Raw genomic sequence first — 20,822 nt, 5'->3', positions numbered from 1 at the left:
GCGCCTTCGCTTCGCCCACGCCACGCCCGGAGAGCCAACGCCACCCACGCAGAGAGGGATCCGATGACCGTTCGTCGTGCCTTGCTGGATCGTGCCGGACACCTTCGCGATCAGCCGGGCATCCTCGATGCGCTGCGCGCCTCCGACGACGTCGCCGTCGTCGTGGTGCGCGACGGCAAGGCGAGGGTGCACGGCGAGGAACTCGTGTTCGTGCGCCCCTCAGAGGCAGGGGAGGCGGAGTGGGCGCTGCTGGGCAGGCTCTCCGACGGCACGCCGCTGCTGCTGGCCGTCGTCCCGAGCCTCGAGGAGCTCGACGGGTCCGTCGACGCCACTCCGGACGAGACCTGGGCGGCGGTGCGCGACAGCGGTGCGATGGATGCGCTGCACACCGAGATCCTCATCGAAGCGGTCGCGCTCGCCGGCTGGCTTCAGGATGCGCGCTTCTGCCCGACCTGCGGCGGAGGGACCGAACTGCACCAGTGCGGCTGGTCGCGCCACTGCCTGGCGTGCGGGCGCGAGCACTTCCCCCGCACCGATCCCGCCGTGATCGTCGCCGTGCAGAGCCCGGACGGCGAGCGGCTCCTCCTCGGAGCCAACGCGCAGTGGCGCGGCCGGATGTTCTCCTGCTTCGCCGGCTTCGTCGAGGCCGGCGAGTCGCTGGAGGCCACCGTGCACCGCGAGCTGCGGGAGGAGTCGGGTGTCACACTCTCCGAGCTGCGCTACATCTCCTCGCAACCCTGGCCCTACCCGCGCTCGCTGATGGTCGGCTTCCGCGCGACCGCCTCCGACGAGACGCAGGTGCGCCCCGACGGCGAGGAGATCATCGAGGTGCGCTGGTTCTCGCGCGAGGAGATCGGCACGGCGCTCGCGGGGGACGGGCCGGTGGGCCTGCCCGGCGCGGCGTCGATCGCGCGCGCGCTGATCGTGGACTGGTACGAGGACCGCGGATCCTCCGTGCCGGGCGGGCCCGACGGGACGACGTGAGCGCACTCGACGCGCTCGACGAACGGCAGCGCGAGGCGGCGTCCGTGCTCCGCGGGCCGGTCGCCGTCCTCGCCGGTGCGGGCACGGGCAAGACCAGGGTGATCACGCACCGCATCGCGCACGGTGTGGACACCGGCGCCTACTCGCCGTCCCGCGTGATGGCCGTCACCTTCACGGCGAAGGCCGCCGGCGAGCTCCGCGGACGCCTGCGGGCACTGGGCATCGAAGGCGTGGCCGCGCGGACCTTCCACGCCGCAGCGCTCGCCCAGCTGAACTTCTTCTGGCCCACCCTGGCCGGCTCCCCCGCTCCTGGCATCGTCGACAACAAGGTGCGGCTGCTGGGCCAGGCGGCGGACGCGCTCCGGCTGCGGCCCGACCGCGCGACGCTGCGCGACGTCGCCAGCGAGATGGAGTGGCGGAAGGTCTCGATGCTCAGCATCGAGAAGCACGTGCAGCTGGGGCGCGCGGTGAGCGGCGTGAGCATCGAGCAGTTCGTCGAGCTGCAGCGCGGCTATGAGGCGCTCAAGGACGAGCGGCATCAGCTCGATTTCGAGGACGTCCTGCTGGCGTGCGCGGGGATGCTGGAGGCCGAGCCGCGCGTGGCGAGGTCCGTCCACGAGCAGTACCGTCACTTCACGGTGGACGAGTATCAGGACGTCTCGCCGCTGCAGAACAGGCTGCTCGAGCTGTGGCTGGGCGATCGACGCGACCTCTGCGTCGTCGGCGACGCCAGTCAGACCATCTACTCCTTCGCCGGTGCGGATCAGCGCTATCTGCTGGAGTTCGAGCGGCGGCATCCGGATGCCACCGTGGTCCGGCTGGAGACCAACTATCGTTCGCAGGCGCCGATCCTGGCCGCGGCGAACGCGCTCATGCGCGGCAGGCCTGGAGCGCTCGAGCTCGTCCCCGCCCGCGAGGCCTTCACCGCGGAGTCCCCGACGGTCACGGCGTACGACACGGAGAACGAGGAGGCGCAGGGGATCGCGCACGACGTCGCCGCGCGCATCGCCGGCGGCGTCCCGGCATCCGACATCGCCGTGCTGTACCGCTCGCACGCGCAGTCCGGCGCGATCCAGCAGGCGCTCGCCGCCGAGGGGGTCGCGACGACCGTCCTCGGCGGAACGCGGTTCTTCGACATGCCGGAGGTGCGGCAGGCCGTGCTCGCCCTGCGCGGTGCGGCGGTCGCGCCCACCGAACGCGACTTCCTGCCGAACGTGCAGAAGGTGCTGCGGGAGCTGGGGCTCACCGAGGAGCCTCCGGCGGCGGGCGGAGCGCAGCGCGACGGCTGGGAGGCGAGGCGCGCCGTGCTGCGGCTCGCGGAGGAGGCCGGGCCGGGGGCGACGCTCCGCTCCTTCAGCGATGCGCTGATGGCCCGGGCGAAGGATCAGCACGAGCCGACCCTGCGCACGGTGACCCTGTCGACGCTGCACGCCGCGAAGGGCCTGGAATGGCCGCACGTCCATCTCGCGGGCTGGGCGGAGGGCGCGCTGCCGATCTCCTATGCCACGGACTTCGAGGCCGTCGACGAGGAGCGCCGGCTGGCCTATGTGGGCATCACTCGCGCCGGCCGCACGCTCACCCTGTCCTGGTCGCGGGCGGCGGGGCGCCGTGAGCGCTCGGCATCCCGCTTCCTCGCGGAGATCGGAACGACGACGCGCGGCACCGGCATTCTGCGTGAAACCGCACCGCGCGCCACGCGGGGCGGCCCCCGGCGCTGAGCATCCCCTCGCACCCGCCGGCATGCGGGTCGCGCAGCAGGCGGTCGACCATTCGCGCGCTGTCGGCCACGTCGATTCTCGTGATCGCGGCGCTGCTGCGCCCGACCAGCTGACTGTGCAGCAGCGGCCAACCGGGATCCCGGTCCCGCTCGTGGCCGTCGCGGCAGGCGAGGCACGGCGTCTCGCCGGGGACGACGAGAGGACCGGCGGTGATCCTGCCCTCCTCGTAGGCGACGGGAAGATGCGGCGCGTCCGAGCGGAGATAGTCCCGCATCTGCGCGGCCGCCGCCGCCCCGTGGACGAGGATCACTCCGACAGAGCCCTGCCGCATCCGTCCGGCGGGCGGCACCCCGACGTCCTGCAGCGCATCCCGCATCCAGCCGCCGACCCGGGAGTCGCCGATGTTGACCGTCTCGACCCAGGCGGCCCGCGCCGGAGGGCGATCGGTCCGCAGCAGGGGGCGCAGGCGCTCCAGGAGCTCCCTCGCCTCGGCGCGGGGCGCGCCGAGGCGGTGCGCGACGAGATCGAACGTGCCCAGCAGGATGCCGTCGCGCAGCCGCGCGACGAGCGGTTCGACCCAGGGCTCGGCGGCGTTCACCCGCAGCGTGCCGCGGATGCCGAACTGGAGGGTGTCGCCGTCACGCCACAGCGGAGCCAGGGCGGGGTCGACCCTGGTGAGCAGCGGAGGCGTGCGGGGCATGCCCCGATTGTCCTCGTGTCCGCGCGCGCCGGGGGACGATCGCCGTGATCGGTGGAGAACCCGGGGAACGCGGAATGTGTGGAAGGAGAGTCAGACCGGCTTCTCGCCGTCCTGCTCGTCGTCCTTCGGGGCGTCGCCGCCGAAGTCGTCGCCGTCCAGCAGACGTGCGAGCGCCTCGTCGAACTCGTCGGCGACGGGCTCCTCGCCACGGGCGGTCGCCTGCAGACGTGCGATCAGCGCGGTCGGGTCGTCGATGTCCGAGGCGTCGGGCATCAGGTCAGGATAGTCCCACAGCGCGTCGCGGGCCGGGACGCCGACGGCGTCCGTCACCGCACGCCACATCGCCGCCGCCTCGCGCAGGCGCCGCGGGCGCAGCTTCAGCCCCACCAGGGCGCCGAGCGCGTCCTCGGCCGGACCGCCGACGGCACGGCGACGACGAGCGGCCTCCGCGATGCGCATTCCGTCGGGCAGCCGCGAGGTCGCCTCGGAGGTCACCACGTCGACCCAGCCGTCCACGAGCGCGATGACGTGCTCGAGCCGCGCCAGCGACTCGCGCTGCGCCTCGGTCTGGGCGGGCAGCAGGGCGCCGCCCTCGATGGCCGCGCGCAGCTCCTCCGGGTCGGACGGGTCCAGTCTGCTGGCGACGTCCTCGAGGGCTTCGACGTCGACCGTCACCCCTCGGGCGAAGTCCGTGATCTGGCTCATCACCTGCAGGTGCAGCCACTTGGCGTGTCGATAGAGACGCGCGTGGGCGAGCTCGCGGGTCGCGAGATACAACGTGATCTGGTCGGCCGGGATCTCGAGTCCGTCGCCGAAGGCGGTGAGGTTCTGCGGGATCACGGCCGCGGTTCCGGCCGGGAGGACGGGGATGCCCACATCCCCGCCGGAGACGACCTCCAGCGACAGGTTGCCGAGCACCTGGCCGAACTGCGCCGCGAACACCGAGCTGCCCAGCCCTCGCATGAGCATGCCCGCGCCCTGCACGACGGAGCGCATGTCCTCGGGGACCTGCGTGTCCAGGGCCGAGGTCAGCGCATCGGCGATGCTCGTCGACACCGGGTCCGCGATCTCCTTCCACACCGGAAGGGTCTGCTCCACCCACTCGCCGCGGGTCATCGCCCTCGGCGCCTCGGCGAGCTCGGAGATCGAGGTGGCCTCGCCGAGCCACAGGTTCGCGAGCCCGAACGCCTCGGTGAGCGAGGAGCGCGCGGATTCCGAGATGCCCTGGCCGTCGCGGTTCGCGATGTGCTGCGCCTGGCGCAGAGCGTTCTGCCAGGGATCTCCGCCGAACGCACCCTGCAGCTGCGACATCATCGCCTGCAGCATCGCGGGATCGAGCTGCATGCCCTCCGCCCCGCCGAAGGCGTTCTGCAGCGCACTGAGGTCGAAGTCCCCCACGCCCTCGCCGGACATCATCCGCCGGATGAACTCCTGGAAGTCGTCCGGTGCGGGATCGTTGTCTGCCATGTCGACCGCCCTCTCAGCACGCCGATAACCGTCCCCCTCTACGCTAGTTGCAGCACCCAGCGCAGGAGGCGACCGCGAGCAGATCGCTGTACGCCACTCGCGAACGACGAAGGAGAACCCGTGAGCCAGACCAGGACCCGCGCTCGGCTGGGACTGGGCGTGTGGGCCCTCCTCGTCGCCCTCGTCGCCCTCGTCGTGCTCACGTTCCTGCCCACGCCCTACGTGATCCAGCAGCCGGGACCGGTCTACGACACCCTCGGCACGGCGAGGAGCGCGGACGACGCCGACGTCCCGCTCATCGAGATCTCCGGCGCGGAGACGTTCCAGACATCGGGATCGCTCAACCTCACCACGGTGCAGGTCGTGGGGAACAGGCAGCGCACGCCCAGCTGGTTCGAGCTGGCGCTCGCATGGCTCGATCCCTCCCGCGCCGTCGTGCCGATCGAGCAGGTGTTCCCCGAGGGCGTCACGACCGAGGAGCGCGACGAGCGCAACGCCGTGCTGATGGTCGACTCCCAGCACGAGGCGACCGCCGCGGCGCTCGGCGAGATCGGCTACGACACCGGGGCGAGCGTCGAGGTCGTCGAGACCGTCGCGGACAGCCCGGCCGACGGGGTGCTCGAGCCCGAGGACGTCATCACATCGATCGACGGGACCCCTGTGACGTCGGGCAAGCAGCTGCGCCAGGCGATTCAGGATGCCGGGGGAGCGCCGGTCGCGCTCGGCGTGACCAGGGGCGGTGAGCCGCTGCAGGCCGAGCTCGCCCCGGAGCGCACGACCGCGGCCGACGGCAGCGAGACCTGGCTCATCGGGATCACGCTCACGACCGAGTACGACTTCCCGATCGACGTCACCATCCAGCTCGACAACGTCGGCGGCCCGAGCGCGGGCATGATGTTCGCGCTCGGGATCATCGACCAGCTGACCGACGACGACCTCACCGGCGGCGAGGACATCGCGGGCACGGGCACCATCGAGGCGGACGGCACGGTCGGGCCGATCGGCGGGATCCGGCAGAAGCTGTACGGCGCGAGGGACGCCGGAGCGGACTTCTTCCTGGCGCCGGCGTCGAACTGCGACGAGGTCGTCGGACACGTCCCGGACGGGCTGCAGGTGTTCTCCACCTCGACGCTGGAGGAGTCGCTGACGATCCTCGACGCCATCGCGGCAGATGGCGACCTGGACGAGCTGCCGACCTGCACGGCGGAGGCCGCGGTCGCGAGCTGAGCCGCCGGAGCGTCGCTCAGAGCGAACAGCCCAGCCTGCGCCCAGCCATCATGCCTAGGATGGCATGGTGACCACGACCTCAGCGCCGACACCGGCCACGCCCCGAACATCCCGCCGCATCGTCACCATCACGCTGGTGATCCTCGCAGCGCTCGTCGCCGCGTTCTTCATCTTCTCGTCGCTGTACACCGAGTTCCTCTGGTTCGACCAGCTGACGTTCGCGAGTGTGCTGACCACGCAGTGGATCGCGGCTGCCGGGATGTTCGTGGTGGGCTTCCTCGGGATGGCTCTTCCCCTGTTCCTGACGATCCAGCTCGCGTACCGGCTTCGCCCGGTCTATGTGCGTCTGAGCTCGCAGCTGGACCGGTATCAGGAGGTCATCGAGCCCCTGCGCCGCCTCGCGATGTGGGGCATGCCGATCTTCTTCGGCCTGTTCGCCGGGTTCGCCGCCGCGGGCAGCTGGCAGACGGTGCTGCTGTGGATCAACGGCGTCGCGACCAACGTCACCGACCCCGAGTTCGGCCTCGACACCGGCTTCTACCTGTTCGCGATGCCGTTCTACACGATCCTGCTCGCGTTCGTCTCGGCCGTGGTCCTGCTGTGCCTCCTCGTCACGGCGCTCGTCTCGTACCTCTACGGCTCGGTGCAGATCGGGCAGCGCGAGCTGCGCATCTCCAAGCCGGCGCGCATCCAGCTCGCCGTGCTCGCCGGCCTCTACCTCCTCGTGCAGGCGGTGAGCCTGTGGCTCGACCGCTACAAGACGCTCATCACCGAGGAGGATCGCATCACGGGTGCGGCGTACACGAGCGTGAACGCCACGATCCCCGGTCTCGCGATCCTGTCCATCCTCGCCGCCGTGGTGGCGATCCTCTTCTTCGTGACGGCGATCATCGGACGCTGGCGCTTCCCGCTGGCCGCGACCGCCCTGCTGATCGTCGCCTCGCTGGTCATCGGCGTCGGCTACCCCTGGGTCGTCGAGACCTTCCAGGTCCGGCCGAACCAGAACAGCTTCCAGGCCCAGTACTACCAGCGCAACATCGAAGGGACGAAGGAGGCCTACGGGGTCGCGGATCTAGAGGTCACGCCGTTCGAGGCCGAGACGGACGCCGAGGCCGGTCAGCTGCGCGAGGATGCCGAGACCACGGCATCCATCCGCGTCGTCGACCCGGCGATCATCAGCCCGACCGTGCAGCAGCTGCAGCAGTACCGCGGCTACTACCAGTTCACCGACACGCTGGACGTCGACCGCTATCAGATCGAGGGTCAGTCCCAGGACACCGTCGTGGCCGTGCGCGAGCTGAACATGCAGCAGCTCGGCGAGGGCAACAGCTGGAACAACCGCACCGCGGTGTACACGCACGGCTACGGCCTCGTCGCCGCGGCGGGCAACCAGCGCACCGCCGACGGCGAGCCGGTCTTCCTGGAGAGCGGCATCCCGTCCTCCGGCTTCCTGACCGACAGCGAGAACTTCCAGCCGAGGGTCTACTTCGGCGAGTACTCGCCCGAGTACTCGATCGTCGGCGCTCCGGAGGAGTCCGACCCGGTGGAGATCGACTACCCGCGTGGCGAGGACGGCGCGAACGAGACCAAGACGACGTTCGACGGCGACGGCGGCCCCAGCGTCGGCAACACGTTCAACAAGCTGCTGTACGCGCTGAAGTTCCAGGACGCCGAGATCCTGTTCTCGGATCTGGTGAACTCCGACTCGCAGATCCTCTACGACCGCAGCCCCCAGGAGCGGGTGCAGAAGGTCGCGCCGTACCTGACGATCGACAGCGACCCGTACCCGAGCGTCGTAGACGGCCGCATCGTGTGGATCGTGGACGGCTACACCACGAGCAACAGCTACCCGTACTCGACGAGCGTGAGCCTGGCCGATGCGATCGCCGACTCGAACAACGCGGCGCCCAGCCTCGCCCTCGACGACATCAACTACATCCGCAACTCGGTCAAGGCCACGGTCGACGCCTACGACGGATCCGTGACGCTGTACGCCTGGGACGAGGAGGATCCGATCCTGCAGGCCTGGCAGAAGATCTACCCGTCGACCGTGGAGCCGATCGACGAGATGTCGGCCGAGCTCATGAGCCACGTCCGCTATCCGACCGACCTGTTCAAGGCGCAGCGCTCGATCCTCGGCGTGTACCACGTCGACGATGCGAGCTCCTTCGCCCAGCAGGACAACCGCTGGCAGACGCCGAACGACCCGCGCAACGCCAACGAGCTCCAGCCGCCGTACTACCTGACGATGAAGATGCCGGGTCAGGAGGAGGCTGGGTACTCGATGTTCTCGACGTTCATCCCCGCGTCCCAGGGGACGACCGAGCGGAACGTGCTCACCGGGTACCTCGCCGTCGACTCCGATGCAGGGTCGACGGCGGGGGAGAAGGCCGAGGGCTACGGCAAGCTCAGGCTCCTCGAGATCGACACGGACGAGACCGTGCCCGGTCCGGGCCAGGTGCAGAACACCTTCAACTCGGATGCCAACGTGGTGCGCGAGCTGAACCTGCTGCAGCAGGGCGAGTCCCAGGTGAAGTACGGGAACCTGCTGACCCTGCCCGTCGGCGGCGGACTGCTGTACGTGCAGCCGGTGTACGTGCAGTCCTCCAGCGGAACGCAGCTCCCGCTGCTGAGGAAGGTGCTCGTCGCCTTCGGCGACAGCGTCGCCTTCGAGGACACGCTGACCGAGGCGCTCGACACCCTGTTCGGCGGAGATGCGGGAGCGGACGGCGGCGACGAGGAGGTGCCGGCGGAGCCGGACAGCGGGGAGTCGTCCGACCCCGACACCGGGGAGTCGTCAGACCCTGACACCGGGGAGACCCCGACGACGGATGCCAGGGCGGAGGCGCTGGCCGACGCACAGCAGGCGATGCTCGATCGCGACGCCGCGCTGAAGGCGGGCGACCTCGAGGCCTTCGCCAAGGCCGACGACAGGCTCACGGCCGCGGTCGAGGCGCTGCTGGCCCTGGAGGAGGACCAGGCCGCCGAGTGATCGTGCGGTTCTGAGGAGAGGGCGTCCTGCGGGGCGCCCTCTCCCTTTCGTCGGGCGACAGGCGCGTCTTCCCGGCTCGTTGAGCTCTCTTCCCCGTTCGTCGAGCGACGAGCGCTGTTCTCATCCGGTTCGTCGAGCGACGAGCGCCGTCCGCACCCGTTCGTCGAGCGACGAGCGCTGTCCGCACCCGTTCGTCGAGCGACGAGTGCTGTTCTCATCCGGTTCGTTGAGCGACGAGTGCTGTTCTCATCCGGTTCGTTGAGCGACGAGCGCTGTTCTCATCCCGTTCGTTGAGCGACGAGCGCAGCGAGGAGTCGAAACGGAGTCCCGTCCCGGCCCATTCCCGACCGCCGCTCAGCCGGAGATGCTGCGCAGCAGTGCGAGGAGAGCCGTCCCGTACGCCTCTTCCGCGTCCTCGTCCTCGACGACGTGCTCGCGTCCGTCGAGTGCGACGCGCACGCGGTAGACCGCGCGTCCGTCGACGACTTCCCGATCGAGCGACCGGAACGCCGATCCCATCCTGTCGCGCAGCTGGTGCTCACGGGGCATCCACAGGGCATCGTCGATCGAGACGGAGTCGAGCGCCCACTCGGTGGTGCCGTTGAATCCGAGCACCGTTCCCGTCACGTGATGATGCGCCTCGATGGTCATGTCACTGACGGTGAAGACATCGCCCTCGAAGTCCGGGCCGTCGATCTGGAAGGCGTCCCCCGAGATCGGCGCCCAGCGCAGCCCGGCGTCGCGGAGGGCTGCAGCGAGGGCGGTGGAGATCATCCCGTCCATTCTCGCATCATGGGGCCCCTGGGGGACGGAGTCCCTCGCCCGCATGGTGGCGGCCGAAACGAGAGAAACCCGGCCCTTTCGGACCGGGTTTCCCTCGTTTTTCGTTGCGGGGACAGGATTTGAACCTGCGACCTCCGGGTTATGAGCCCGGCGAGCTACCGAACTGCTCCACCCCGCGGCACAAGAAGTTAGCCTAGCACGGATTCGGAGCGACGTCACATCGTGCCCGGATGCGGGAGGATGGGGGCATGTCCATCGCCGTCGCCGTGTGCCAGTTCGCCCCGACCTCCTCCCGCGCGGACAACCGCTCCCGCATCTCGGAGCTGACCGCGCAGGCCGCAGGCCGTGGTGCTCGCCTCGTGGTCTTCCCGGAGTACTCCAGCTACTTCGTCGATCCCCTGGATTCCACGCTCGTGGAGAACTCCGAGCAGCTCGACGGCGCTTTCGTCGAGGAGCTGCGAGCGGCGGCTTCCGCGAACCAGGTCACGGTCGTCGCCGGCCTCGTGGAGGCTGCGGGGGAGCGGGTGCACAACACTCTCGTCGCCGTGGACGCCGACGGCATCCGTGCGGTGTACCGCAAGCAGCACCTCTACGACGCCTTCGGGCAGAAGGAGTCCGACTGGATCGCGCCGGGGGAGACCGATGCGGTGGAGACCTTCGAGCTCGAGGGCCTGCGCTTCGGTCTCATGACCTGCTACGACCTGCGCTTCCCCGAGGTCGCCCGAACTCTCGCGGAGGCGGGCGCCGGCGCCATCGTCGTGCCGGCGGAATGGGTGCGCGGTCCCCTCAAGGAGCACCACTGGACGACGCTCCTCGCCGCGCGCGCGATCGAGAACACCGCCTACATCGTCGCGGCCGATCACCCGGCGCCGATCGGGGTCGGACGCTCTCAGATCCTCGACCCCCAGGGCGTGGTCCTCGCCGGCCTCGCGAGCGGTGAGGGGATCGCCGTGGCCGAGCTCGACTCGACCGAGATCGAACGCGTCCGCGCCGTCAACCCCGTCCTGCGACTGCGGCGCTACCGGGTCGTCCCGCGCTGAGCGTCTCGCTTCTATAGTGGTTGCTATCGCTGTTCGCGGGCGGGGGGCAAGGCAGACGGTGGGAAGGGAAGGAACGTCCCGGGTCTGCACAGGACGGACAAGTTCGCAAGGCCAGTTGCGCCCCCTCGCATCGTCTGGGAGGTGTCGTGAAGCTCATCCGTAGTGCCGTCATCGGCGTGATCGTCGTATCCCTGCTCGCTGGCTGTGCGCCTGAGGATTCTGATGGGGTTTCGGCTGAACCGACAGAGCTACCGTACGGGAGCACGTCGGCCGAGGAACAAGAGCTCTTCGAGGAGTACCCGAACGAGTTCGAGAGGGTCTTCCACGGCGAGGTGTGGACGGTGCGAGTCGCGCCGATCGAGCGCGTCGGCGACGCGGCCGTCGTCAGCGTGGCGATGGAGGCTCCCGACGCGATGGCCGCTGGGAGCTACGGCCTTGCCCGCTACTTGTACCGACAGACCTCGACGCGCCCGACCGCCGCCGCGGGGCGGCTGATCGACGAGCGCGGTGAGCTGGTCTATGACACGGTTCGCGCCTCAGAGTCCGGTGATGGAGTCGTCGGCACCGAGGTTCCAGTCGCACGCCCTGGCGAGATTGTGGAGTTCTCCTTCGCCACGACCGCGCCCGAAGCCGACACGGCGGACGTGCTGCTGCCCTACTTCGGACTGTTCCCCGGGATCGAGGTGGTGGACTCGGAAGGATCGGACCGGCTCGAGGTGCCGGCCGACGCCGTCATCGCCGACCCCATCCCGCTGCAGAAGACGGTCGTCTCCTACGACGACTCGTCCACCACCGAGGAGGTCGACGAGGTGACGACGGTCCGGATCACGTCCGACGTGCTGTTCGCGACCGGCAGCGCGGATCTCGGCGGCGAGGCGCAGGCACGCATCCGTGAGATCGCGGAGCAGGTCGCCTCATCGTCGGCCGGCGGCACGGTGCGCGTCATCGGCCACACCGACGACGTCGACACCGAGGAGTACAACCAGAGCCTCTCGGAGCGCCGTGCCGACGCCGTCGGGTCGGTGCTGCGGGATGCGCTCGGCGACGGCTTTGCCGTCGAGACCGAGGGGCGCGGAGAGCGCGAGCCGATCGCGCAGGGCACTTCCGAGGAGGCACGCCGGGCGAACCGCCGCGTCGAGATCGTCTTCGACGGCGCTACGCCGATCGCCGGAGAAGAGCAGGAGGAGTCGAAGATCCCCGACGCCGACGTCCCCGTGGCCGAGGGTGCGGACGCGGTCCGGGTCGAGACGACCGGCGGCGTGCACGATGTCTCCGCGGTGTCTGTCGAGCGGCGCGGCAGACTGCTGGTCGGCATGCTGCGAGTCGAGGCTGTCAATCAGACCTACGACGTCTCCGGCATCCTCGGCGATGCGGAAGCGCTGCCGGAGAGCGCGAAGCTGTCGTGGACGGGCCTGTATGACGAGAAGCGCGGGGCGCGGCAGCTCACGCTGCTCACCGGCGAGGGGTGGGCCTTCCCCGTCGAGTATGCCTACGACGACGGCGCCGACCAGCGCGGCGAGCTGCTCGCGGACGCGATGACGCTCGCCCTCGACGAGGACGGCGACGCCTACGAGCTCACCGTGATCTGGCCGGATCCCGGCACTGACACGGTCACGATCGAGGCTGCGGGCGCGTGGCGTCTTGAGGACGTGCCCGTCACCGAAGGCGGGTGACGGAAAGCGACAACGCGATGGTCAGCCCCTGCAGCCGCACTGCGTTCCCGCTGCTTCGATCTTTCATCGGACGCTTGGTCGGATGTGTTCGGCGTCGTGGCCGGGGCTGTGGTGCTGACACGAGAACGCCGCGGCGAGCCGCCGGGCGGCCTCCTCGATCACCTCGAAGCGCTTGCAGGCGGCGAAGCGCACGAGCCCGGCGTAGTCGTCCGCGTGCCTGGCGCTCACGAATGCGCTCAGCGGAATGGCGACGACCCCCGCGCGTTCGGGCAGCGCCCGGCAGAAGGCGGCGGAGTCGTCCCCTCCCACCGCCCGTGCGTCCGCGACGGTGAAGTAGCCGCCCTGCGGGGCGTGCACCTCGAAGCCCGCCGCTCGCAGGCCGCGCCCCAGCACGTCGTGCTTGCGGGCGAGGACGGCGGCCGCATCCTCGAAGAACGCGTCCGGAAGACGCAGTCCGAGCGCCACGGCGGGCTGGAACGGCGAGCCGTTCACGTACGTGAGGTACTGCTTGACGGTGAGGACCGCCGTGATGAGATCGGCCGGGCCGTGCACCCAGCCGATCTTCCAGCCGGTCGCGGAGAAGGTCTTTCCCGCCGAGGAGATCGTCAGCGTGCGCTCGGCCGCCCCGGGCAGCGTCGCGATCGGGATGTGCTCCCCGGTGAAGACCAGATGCTCATAGACCTCGTCCGTGACGATGATCGCATCGTGCTTCTCGGCGAGTCGCACGACCTCGGCCCTGACCTCCGGCGAGAACACCGCGCCCGTAGGGTTGTGCGGATCGTTCACGAGGATGAGCCGCGTGCGATCGGAGACGGCAGCGGCGAGGGCGTCCAGATCCGGCTGGAAGTCGGGGAGCCGAAGCGGGACTGTGCGCAGTCGCGCACCGGCCAGGGCGACGGCCGCGGCGTACGAGTCGTAATACGGCTCGAAGACGACGACCTCGTCCTCGGGGGAGTCGATCAGGGCGAGCAGGACGGCGGTGAGCGCCTCCGTCGCGCCGGCGGTCGCGATGACCTCGGTCGCGGGATCCACGTCGAGCCCGTAGAAGCGATGCTGGTGCTCGCTGATCGCGGTGAGAAGATCCGGGAGGCCGCGTCCAGGCGGATACTGGTTCGCGCCGTCCGCGATGGCACGCCGGGCGGCCTCGAGCACCTCGGCGGGGCCGTCCTCGTCGGGGAAGCCCTGGCCGAGGTTGATCGATCCGGTTCTGACCGCCGCTGCCGACATCTCTGCGAAGATGGTCGGGGCGACCTCGCCGGACGGCGAGAGCAGGCCGGCTCCGGCTGCAGTACGGCGCCATGCGCCGGGGATGTCTCTCATGCAGAACAGGCTAAGGCCATAACGGACACTCATCCCGGCCATAACAAACGCACAGGGAGCCGCGGCAGTCTGAAGGGGCGTTGTTGAAGGAGCACACCATGAACGAAGACAACACCCCCACCGGGCCCACGCCGTCGGATGCGGCCGCCGCCCCGTCGTCCCCGAACGGCCACGAGGTGCCGCGGACCTTCGCGTCCCAGGATCCCCGGAACGGAGGGTCTCCTGCGACGCCGGAGGCACCTGCGGCTCCGGAGGCCTTCGCGCCGCCGGCGGCTCCTGCGGCGGCTCCGCAGGCGGTGACGCCGGATGCTCCGCTCGCGCCGCCGTTCGCGCACCAGACGCCGCAGGCCGTCCACCCGCACCCGCAGGCCGTCCACCAGGCGCCGACGGGCGCACCGCAGGCCGCCGGCGCCTCCTTCGGTCCGACGGCGGCCCAGCCGACGCTCTCGTTCGCCGGCACCGCACCGGTCGCGCCGGTCACGGGCGACGAGCCGAAGGAGCGCAGGAACCTCGGCGCGAGCAAGGTCGCGGCCATCATCGTCGCCGCAGCCCTCGTCGGGGGCGCGGCCGGATTCGGCGGCAGCTACCTGGGCTCCACGCTCTGGCCGCAGCCGGTCTCGAGCTCGGCGGAGGGGCCGAGCACGGTCACCGTGAACAACCCGGACGACGTCAACGCCACCACGGCGGTGGCGACGAAGGTGCTGCCCTCCGTCGTCACGATCGAGGTCGCGGGCACGAGCGAGTCCGGAAGCGGATCGGGCGTCGTCCTCAGCGAGGACGGCTACGTGCTCACCAACACCCACGTCGTGACGCTCGGGGGTGCGGTCGCCGATCCCACCATCCGGGTCACGACCTCGGAAGGGCGCATCTATGCGGCGACCGTCGTCGGGACCGATCCGATCTACGACCTCGCGGTGATCAAGCTCACCGACGCGGAAGGCCTCACCCCCATCGAGTTCGCCGACTCGTCCGCGCTGAACGTCGGAGCGACCGCGGTCGCCGTCGGAGCGCCGCTCGGTCTCGCGAACTCGGTCACCACCGGCATCATCTCCTCGCTGAACCGCTCGATCCAGATCGCCTCGTCGGCGCTGCCCGACTCGGCCTCGGAGGACTCGGACGAGGGCGATCAGGGCGACGGCTCGCAGGAGGGCGGTCCGTACCAGTTCGACATCCCCGGCCAGACGCCGCAGCAGTCGACCAGCGAGTCGATCTCGATCGCCGTGATCCAGACGGATGCCGCGATCAACCCCGGCAACTCCGGAGGCGCCCTCGTCGACGCCGAGGGGAGGCTCATCGGGATCAACGTGGCCATCGCCACGGCGACCGATGCGGAGGAGTCCGGCTCCATCGGCGTCGGCTTCGCCATCCCGTCGAATGTCGCGGAGCGGGTCGCGAACGAGATCATGGCGGACGGCTCCGCCACGCACGGCCTGCTGGGCGCCTCGGTCAGGGATGCGTCCAGCGACGCGGACGCCGACATCGCCGGCGCCTACATCGCCGAGGTCACCCGCGGCGGTGCGGCCGAGGCCGGCGGGCTCGAGGCGGACGACATCGTCACCGAGTTCAACGGCGCGCCCATCAGCAGCGCCAGCGACCTCACCGCTCAGGTCCGCGCGGCGGCCGCAGGCAGCACCGCGACGCTCACCTACGTCCGCGACGGCAAGACCTACGAGATCGAGGTCACCCTCGGCGAGCTCGCGCTCTGACCCGTCGGCGGCGCCCCGCCGACGCACACGAAGGACGCCACCCCTCGCGATAGGCTCGCGGGGTGGCGTCCTTCTCCTTCGGCACCGGCAATGCGGCAAAGCTCCTCCGCATCCCGCTGTATGCCGTCGGGCGCATCGGAACCCTGCTGATCCCTCGCGGACGGCGCTGGGTCTTCGGCAGCGGAGCGGGCATCGGTGACGGAGCGCTCGCGCTCTGGAGCGTCGTGCAGGACGCGGGACACGATGCCGTCTGGCTCACCGCGTCCCCTCGGGAGGACGCCGAGGCGGCCGCGCGGGGGATCCGGACGATCCGCAAGGGCGGTCTCCGCGGCTGGTGGGCGACGGCCCGCGCCGGGGTGCTCGTCGTCACGCACGGCTTCGGCGACGTCAATCGCTATGCCGGCGGCGGCGGGTTCACCGTCCAGCTCTGGCACGGGATCCCGCTCAAGCGCATCGGGCTGGACTCGCCGGCCACCACGCAGGTCCCGTCCATCCCGGGAGCGCCGATCCTGCGGCGACTCATCGGCATGCTCTACCGCGGCACCGCGCAGCGCATCCGCGTCCTGCCCGCCGCCTCCGAGAGGTCCAGGGGGAGACTGGAGTCCGCCTTCGGCCTCGGCGACGAGCGTGTCGTCGTGACCGGTGAGCCGCGCGTCGACGTCCTGTCCGCCGGTACCGCCGAGGAGCGGCGCGATCATGCATCCGCCCTGCTCGAGCAGGCTGCGGGACCCGTTCCGGGCGAAGCCCGGCGAGTGCTCTACGCGCCGACCTGGCGCGACGGGGCTGCGGATCCGGCGGTGCCCACGGCGGCGGAATGGGTGCGCATCGTCACCGTCCTCGAACGCTGCAACGCCGTGCTCTACGTCCGCTCGCACCCGCTCGGCGAGGGCGCGTACGCGCCTGCGCTGCCGAGCACGCGGGTGCGGATGCTGGGGAGCGCCGTCCTCACGGACGTGACGCCTGCTCTGCCGGCGATGGATGCGCTCGTCACCGACTACTCCTCGCTGGCGTACGACGTCGGTCTCCTCGCCATGCCGGTCATCCACCTCGTCCCGGATGCCGTGGAGTACGCTCGCACACGAGGGTTCTACGGCCGGTTGGACGCCGTGACCGCCGGGGATGAGACCGCCGACTGGGATGGCGTGCTCGCCCGGCTGGAGCAGCTGTGGGAGGACGAGTCCGTGCGCGCACGCTACTCGGAGCGATCGTCCGCGCTGAGCGCGCAGATGCATGCCTTCCGCGACGGGCGGGCGGCTCATCGCGTGTACGAGGCGATCCGCGCGCGGGGAATCGCCGCGCCGAAGGGAGCAGCATGACCACCGTCGTGATCGATGAGCAGCACGGAGCGCTCATCGTGGCGGGCGACGGCCCGCGGCCGGCCTTCGCGGTCCTGGAGGGTCCGCGCGCGCGCGTGACGGCGAAGGCGACCGGCGGGGGGAAGACCTGGAAGGCGGCCTTCCCCCTGCGGCTCTCGCGTTTCGGAGGGCCGGAGCTCCCGCTCCCGAGCGGGGAGTACCTGCTGCGGATCGGCGATGTCGATCTGGCGGGCCTGCGCGCCGACCGTGCGGTGGCCGGCGGCCTCGGCATCGTGGTCGATGGGCATTCCGTCGTCGTCGATCCGCCCCTCGACGACGTCTACCGGACCGCCGAGGGGCAGCGGGCGCTGGAGGAGCGCTATGCCTCGGCCGCGGGAGCCACGGAGAACGCCGTGTTCTTCGAGAGCTTCTACGGACACAGCGCCGGATGCAACCCCCGTGCCATCGATCGTGAGCTGGCCGTGCGCGCGCCGGGCGTCACCCGGTACTGGAGCGTGGCGGATCTCTCCGTCGCGGTGCCGGAGGGCGCGATCGCGCTCGTGGAGGGCAGCCCGGAGTGGTGGCGCGCGAGAGGCGCATCGCGGCTGCTCGTCGTGAACGACTGGCTGCGGCGGCGATTCGCCCGCAAGGAGGGGCAGAAGGTTCTCCAGACCTGGCACGGCACCCCGCTCAAGCGCCTGGCCCTGCACCGCCCCGGCTTCGATCCTCGGCGCATGGCCGCGGTCGTGAAGGAGTCGCGCCGATGGGACGTGCTGCTCGCGCAGAATCCGTACTCCGAGCGCATCCTCCGCAAGGCCTACGCGTTCTTCGGGCGGCCGATCTGGCTGGAGGGCTATCCCCGCAACGATCTGCTCGTGACCGGGGAGGGGACGCAGGTGAGGGAGATGCTCGGCATCCGGCCGGAGGAGCGGGTGCTGCTCTACGCGCCCACCTGGCGCGACGATCGCACCGAGATCGTCGACTTCATCGACCCGGAGCGGCTGGCCGAGGACGCCGATGCCGTCGTGCTGGTGCGCGGGCACTCCCGGACGTTCCGTCCCGGCCGGGATCAGAGCGGTGCGAGGGTCATCGACGTGACCGGGTATCCGCAGACGGCTGAGCTCCTCCTCATCGCGGACGCTCTCGTCACGGACTACTCCTCGGTGATGTTCGACTTCAGCGTCACGGGCAAGCCGATGTACTTCCTCGTCCCCGACCTCGAGCACTACCGAGGACGCCTGCGCGGGTTCTACTTCGATCTCTCCGCGCGCGCGCCCGGGCCTCTTCTGTCCACGCAGGAGGAGCTGGTGGAGGCGCTCGCGGACGAGTATCTTCCGCAGCGGTATGCGCAGCGCTATGACGCGTGGCGACGTCAGTTCAACGGCCGCGACGACGGGCGCGCGGCAGAGCGGGTGGTCTCCAGGATCCTCGACCTCGGCTTCGTCGACGGATAGCGCGCGGGATGATCGGCGCGCCGCCGGGGCGGCTCTCCGGATCTCAGGCCGCCGTGGCAGGCGCCCCCGGTCCTGGAACGGCCGTCACGTCCCGTGCATCGAGCTCCGTGCCGTCCTCGCGCAGGAATGCGAGCCGGACCGGTTCTCCCATGGCGTCCTCCACGTAGACGGTGGCGGGGCCGTGCCCGGACGGCCGGTGCTCGTCCCCCCACGCGACGAACGCCGCGAGCACCGTCTTGAGCTGCTCGCCGGCCTCGGTCAGGACGTACTCGTCCCGCTGCCGCTGTCCGGCCTCCCGGTAGGGGTGGCGCTCCAGGACGCCGCCGCGCACGAGGGTGTCCAGTCGTGCGGCCAGGATGTCGGGTGCGACGCCGAGTCTCTCCCTGAAGTCGCGGAACCGGGTGACGCCCCACAGTGCTTCTCGGACGACGAGGAGCGTCCACTTCTCGCCGAGGACGTCGAGGCTCCTCGCGACGGAGCATCGGGCATTGCGTTCGGTCGATGCGGACATGGCGTCATCGTATCGCTCTGAGTTGTGATCTACTATTCAGATAACTGAGTTGGAAATCCCTACTGAGAAGAACGAAAGGAAACCCCGTCCCATGACGACTCCACGGAAGACCTCGCTGGCGGATGCCATCGTCCTCGTCACCGGTGCGAACGGCGGACTCGGTCGCGAGTTCGCTCATCAGGCCATCGCGCGCGGCGCCGCCAAGGTGTATGCCACGGCGCGCTCTCCGCGCACGTGGTCGGACCCGCGGATCGTCGGGCTGCCGCTCGACATCGACTCCCGCACCTCGATCGAGGACATCGTCGCCCAGGCGTCCGACACGACGATCCTGATCAACAACGCGGGAATCTCCGACAGCGGCCTGCCGGCGCTGACGGTGCCGCTCGACGACGTCCGGCGGGTGTTCGAGACCAACGTGTTCGCGCAGCTGGCCGTGATCCAGGCCTTCGCCCCCGTCCTCGCCGGCAACGGCGGCGGTGCCGTAGTCAACATCCACTCCGCCCTGAGCTGGCTGGGCACGGGTCCCTACGCAGCGACCAAGGCGGCCTTCTGGTCGCTCAGCAACGCCCTGCGAGTGGAGCTGCTGGGGCAGCACACCCATCTCCTCGGAGCCCACCTCGGCTATACGGACACGCCGATGACCGCCGGGCTCGACGTTCCCAAGGAGGATCCTGCCGCCATCGTCGCCGCGATCTACGACGGTCTCGAGGCGGGAGAGGTCGAAGTGCTCGCCGACCGCACCAGTCGCGATCTGAAGGCCGCGCTCTCGGCGCCCCTGGAAACCCTCTATCCCGCACTCGCGCCGCGCTGAGGGCCCCTGCCGGGGCGTCCTGTGCGGCCGGCGTCGCGAGCACCGTTCGCGCCTCTCAGGGCAGCGGTGTGTTCCGCGTTCCGAGGCGGGAGGCGTCGACGGTGTCGCGCGCGCCGCGCAGGACTCCTCCGAGGAAGCCCAGCCCCCAGGAGAGATGCATGGTGGGCAGGACGAGGAGCGTCCAGAGCCGTTCCCGGATGCTCCGCCCAGGCGTCAGGGCCATCGCGATGACGAGCAGGACGTAGGCGGCGAGCGGGGCGTACGCGAGGGAGGCGATCGCGGAGCCCGCGCCGCTGAGGACGCCGGTCAGCTGCAGCACCGCGATCGCGAGGGCGGCGACGACGTTCAGCACGAGTGCGGGCGGCGCGAAGAAGCGGAGGCCGTTGCGGCGGCCGTAGCGTCGCACGAGCTCGCCGCGCCATGCGCCGGTGGCGCGGAACTGTCGCGCCAGGCGCAGCCAGCTCTCGCGCGGCCAGTAGGTCACCGCGAGCGTGGGATCGAACCACACCCGATGCCCCGCCTGACGGATCCGCAGGTTCAGCTCCCAGTCCTCGCCGCGACGGATGGACTCGTCGAAGAGCCCGACCTCCTCCAGCACCTCCCGGCGCATCACGCCGAGATAGGCGGATTCCGCCTCTCCCTCGCGGGCGCCGCCGTGATACGCGCCGCCGCCGAGCCCGATGGGGGAGTTGTAGGCCCAGGCGACCGCCTTCTGGAACGGCGAGCGGCCCTCGGCGTGCATGACGCCTCCGACGTTCGCCGATGCCGTGCGCTCGAGCGTCTCCATGGCGCGCACGGTGTAGCCGGGGGAGAGCTCGGAATGCGCGTCGACGCGCACGATCGTGGGGAAGCGGCCGGCGCGGATGGCGGCGTTCAGCCCGACCGGAATGTGCGCCGCGGGGTTGTCGACGAGGCGGATGCGGGGGTCGCGCCCTGCCAGCTCGCGGGCGAGGTCGGTCGTCCCGTCGGTGGACGGGCCCAGCGCCAGCACGATCTCCGATTCGCCCGGCACCTCCTGCGAGAGCACCGAGTCGACGGCGTGGGCGAGATAGGCGCGCTCGTTCAGAACGGGCATGACGAACGTGACGCCGGCGGAAGGCGTTGTCGATTCGTTGTCATGCACCCCCCGATCATGTCATGG

The 20,822-nt window shown here is 70.5% G+C and carries 15 protein-coding genes and 1 tRNA gene; 10 read left to right on the top strand and 6 right to left on the bottom strand.

All coding sequences use genetic code 11. The features are described 5' to 3' along the window. Positions 1-63 precede the first annotated feature (63 nt). Both nudC and ACYVGQ_RS15615 read left to right on the top strand, forming a co-directional pair. A complete protein-coding gene (gene nudC / locus ACYVGQ_RS15620) occupies positions 64-984 on the top strand; it encodes an NAD(+) diphosphatase (protein ID WP_460785595.1) in 921 nt (306 codons plus the stop codon). Then, positions 981-2,702 (top strand): ATP-dependent helicase, encoded by a 1,722-nt coding sequence (locus ACYVGQ_RS15615; protein WP_460785594.1) that lies wholly within the window; start codon positions 981-983, stop codon positions 2,700-2,702. Before nudC ends, ACYVGQ_RS15615 begins: the two co-directional genes overlap by 4 nt. A gap of 790 nt (positions 2,703-3,492) precedes the next feature. Here the strand turns inward: ACYVGQ_RS15615 and ACYVGQ_RS15610 are convergent. After that, on the bottom strand, positions 3,493-4,869 hold the full coding sequence (locus ACYVGQ_RS15610; RefSeq protein WP_460785593.1) for a zinc-dependent metalloprotease: 1,377 nt from the start codon (positions 4,867-4,869) through the stop codon (positions 3,493-3,495). 120 nt (positions 4,870-4,989) lie between these two features. Here ACYVGQ_RS15610 and ACYVGQ_RS15605 point away from each other — a divergent pair, with 120 nt between their 5' ends. Both ACYVGQ_RS15605 and ACYVGQ_RS15600 read left to right on the top strand, forming a co-directional pair. Continuing rightward, positions 4,990-6,096 carry a YlbL family protein gene (locus ACYVGQ_RS15605; RefSeq protein WP_460785592.1) on the top strand — a complete coding sequence of 369 codons (1,107 nt, stop codon included), beginning with the start codon at positions 4,990-4,992 and terminating at the stop codon, positions 6,094-6,096. Between the two features lie 64 nt (positions 6,097-6,160). Next, positions 6,161-9,088, top strand: coding sequence for a UPF0182 family membrane protein (locus ACYVGQ_RS15600; RefSeq protein WP_460785591.1), 2,928 nt, complete (start codon positions 6,161-6,163; stop codon positions 9,086-9,088). Positions 9,089-9,442: 354 nt separating this feature from the next. Here the strand turns inward: ACYVGQ_RS15600 and ACYVGQ_RS15595 are convergent, their stop codons facing one another. Both ACYVGQ_RS15595 and ACYVGQ_RS15590 read right to left on the bottom strand, forming a co-directional pair. Further along, positions 9,443-9,862: a pilus assembly protein CpaE gene (locus ACYVGQ_RS15595; protein ID WP_460785589.1), complete on the bottom strand. Its 420-nt coding sequence runs from the start codon at positions 9,860-9,862 to the stop codon at positions 9,443-9,445. Between the two features lie 113 nt (positions 9,863-9,975). Further along, positions 9,976-10,049 (bottom strand) — tRNA-Met (locus tag ACYVGQ_RS15590). A gap of 70 nt (positions 10,050-10,119) precedes the next feature. Here ACYVGQ_RS15590 and ACYVGQ_RS15585 point away from each other — a divergent pair. Then, a complete protein-coding gene (locus tag ACYVGQ_RS15585; protein WP_460785588.1) occupies positions 10,120-10,911 on the top strand; it encodes a carbon-nitrogen hydrolase family protein in 792 nt (263 codons plus the stop codon). Positions 10,912-11,252: 341 nt separating this feature from the next. Then, the gene (locus ACYVGQ_RS15580; protein WP_460785587.1) at positions 11,253-12,584 is read left to right on the top strand and encodes an OmpA family protein; all 1,332 of its coding nucleotides are present in this window, start codon (positions 11,253-11,255) and stop codon (positions 12,582-12,584) included. Between the two features lie 63 nt (positions 12,585-12,647). Here the strand turns inward: ACYVGQ_RS15580 and ACYVGQ_RS15575 are convergent, their stop codons facing one another. Beyond that, complete coding sequence (locus ACYVGQ_RS15575; protein WP_460785586.1) at positions 12,648-13,904, bottom strand: aminotransferase class I/II-fold pyridoxal phosphate-dependent enzyme; 1,257 nt, start codon at positions 13,902-13,904, stop codon at positions 12,648-12,650. Between the two features lie 98 nt (positions 13,905-14,002). Here ACYVGQ_RS15575 and ACYVGQ_RS15570 point away from each other — a divergent pair, with 98 nt between their 5' ends. The 3 genes from ACYVGQ_RS15570 to ACYVGQ_RS15560 all read left to right on the top strand — a co-directional run bounded on the left by ACYVGQ_RS15570 (position 14,003) and on the right by ACYVGQ_RS15560 (position 18,359). Then, entirely contained in the window at positions 14,003-15,610 is a 1,608-nt protein-coding gene (locus ACYVGQ_RS15570) for a S1C family serine protease (RefSeq protein WP_460785585.1), read from the top strand. A gap of 62 nt (positions 15,611-15,672) precedes the next feature. Further along, on the top strand, positions 15,673-16,926 hold the full coding sequence (locus tag ACYVGQ_RS15565; protein ID WP_460785584.1) for a CDP-glycerol glycerophosphotransferase family protein: 1,254 nt from the start codon (positions 15,673-15,675) through the stop codon (positions 16,924-16,926). After that, complete coding sequence (locus ACYVGQ_RS15560; RefSeq protein WP_460785583.1) at positions 16,923-18,359, top strand: CDP-glycerol glycerophosphotransferase family protein; 1,437 nt, start codon at positions 16,923-16,925, stop codon at positions 18,357-18,359. The genes ACYVGQ_RS15565 and ACYVGQ_RS15560 overlap by 4 nt, the downstream gene beginning before the upstream one ends. Before the next feature lie 43 nt (positions 18,360-18,402). Here the strand turns inward: ACYVGQ_RS15560 and ACYVGQ_RS15555 are convergent, their stop codons facing one another. Next, entirely contained in the window at positions 18,403-18,870 is a 468-nt protein-coding gene (locus ACYVGQ_RS15555) for a winged helix-turn-helix transcriptional regulator (RefSeq protein ID WP_460785582.1), read from the bottom strand. A gap of 91 nt (positions 18,871-18,961) precedes the next feature. On the opposite strand from ACYVGQ_RS15555, the gene ACYVGQ_RS15550 reads away from it, so the two are divergent. Further along, positions 18,962-19,681, top strand: coding sequence for an SDR family oxidoreductase (locus ACYVGQ_RS15550; protein ID WP_460785581.1), 720 nt, complete (start codon positions 18,962-18,964; stop codon positions 19,679-19,681). Between the two features lie 55 nt (positions 19,682-19,736). Here the strand turns inward: ACYVGQ_RS15550 and ACYVGQ_RS15545 are convergent, their stop codons facing one another. After that, the gene (locus ACYVGQ_RS15545; protein WP_460785580.1) at positions 19,737-20,756 is read right to left on the bottom strand and encodes a glycosyltransferase family 2 protein; all 1,020 of its coding nucleotides are present in this window, start codon (positions 20,754-20,756) and stop codon (positions 19,737-19,739) included. Positions 20,757-20,822 lie beyond the last annotated feature (66 nt).

Source organism: Microbacterium tumbae, from assembly GCF_054780175.1.
Note: the sequence above shows the minus strand (reverse complement) of the source record. Positions and strands in the feature narration are given on the sequence as shown.

Coding starts and splice junctions, on each gene's coding strand:
- nudC (WP_460785595.1), top strand. CDS start 64: ATGACCGTTCGTCGTGCCTTGCTGGATCGTGCCGGACACCTTCGCGAT.
- ACYVGQ_RS15610 (WP_460785593.1), bottom strand. CDS start 4,869: ATGGCAGACAACGATCCCGCACCGGACGACTTCCAGGAGTTCATCCGG.
- ACYVGQ_RS15600 (WP_460785591.1), top strand. CDS start 6,161: ATGGTGACCACGACCTCAGCGCCGACACCGGCCACGCCCCGAACATCC.
- ACYVGQ_RS15595 (WP_460785589.1), bottom strand. CDS start 9,862: ATGATCTCCACCGCCCTCGCTGCAGCCCTCCGCGACGCCGGGCTGCGC.
- ACYVGQ_RS15585 (WP_460785588.1), top strand. CDS start 10,120: ATGTCCATCGCCGTCGCCGTGTGCCAGTTCGCCCCGACCTCCTCCCGC.
- ACYVGQ_RS15575 (WP_460785586.1), bottom strand. CDS start 13,904: ATGAGAGACATCCCCGGCGCATGGCGCCGTACTGCAGCCGGAGCCGGC.
- ACYVGQ_RS15570 (WP_460785585.1), top strand. CDS start 14,003: ATGAACGAAGACAACACCCCCACCGGGCCCACGCCGTCGGATGCGGCC.
- ACYVGQ_RS15560 (WP_460785583.1), top strand. CDS start 16,923: ATGACCACCGTCGTGATCGATGAGCAGCACGGAGCGCTCATCGTGGCG.
- ACYVGQ_RS15555 (WP_460785582.1), bottom strand. CDS start 18,870: ATGTCCGCATCGACCGAACGCAATGCCCGATGCTCCGTCGCGAGGAGC.
- ACYVGQ_RS15550 (WP_460785581.1), top strand. CDS start 18,962: ATGACGACTCCACGGAAGACCTCGCTGGCGGATGCCATCGTCCTCGTC.
- ACYVGQ_RS15545 (WP_460785580.1), bottom strand. CDS start 20,756: ATGCCCGTTCTGAACGAGCGCGCCTATCTCGCCCACGCCGTCGACTCG.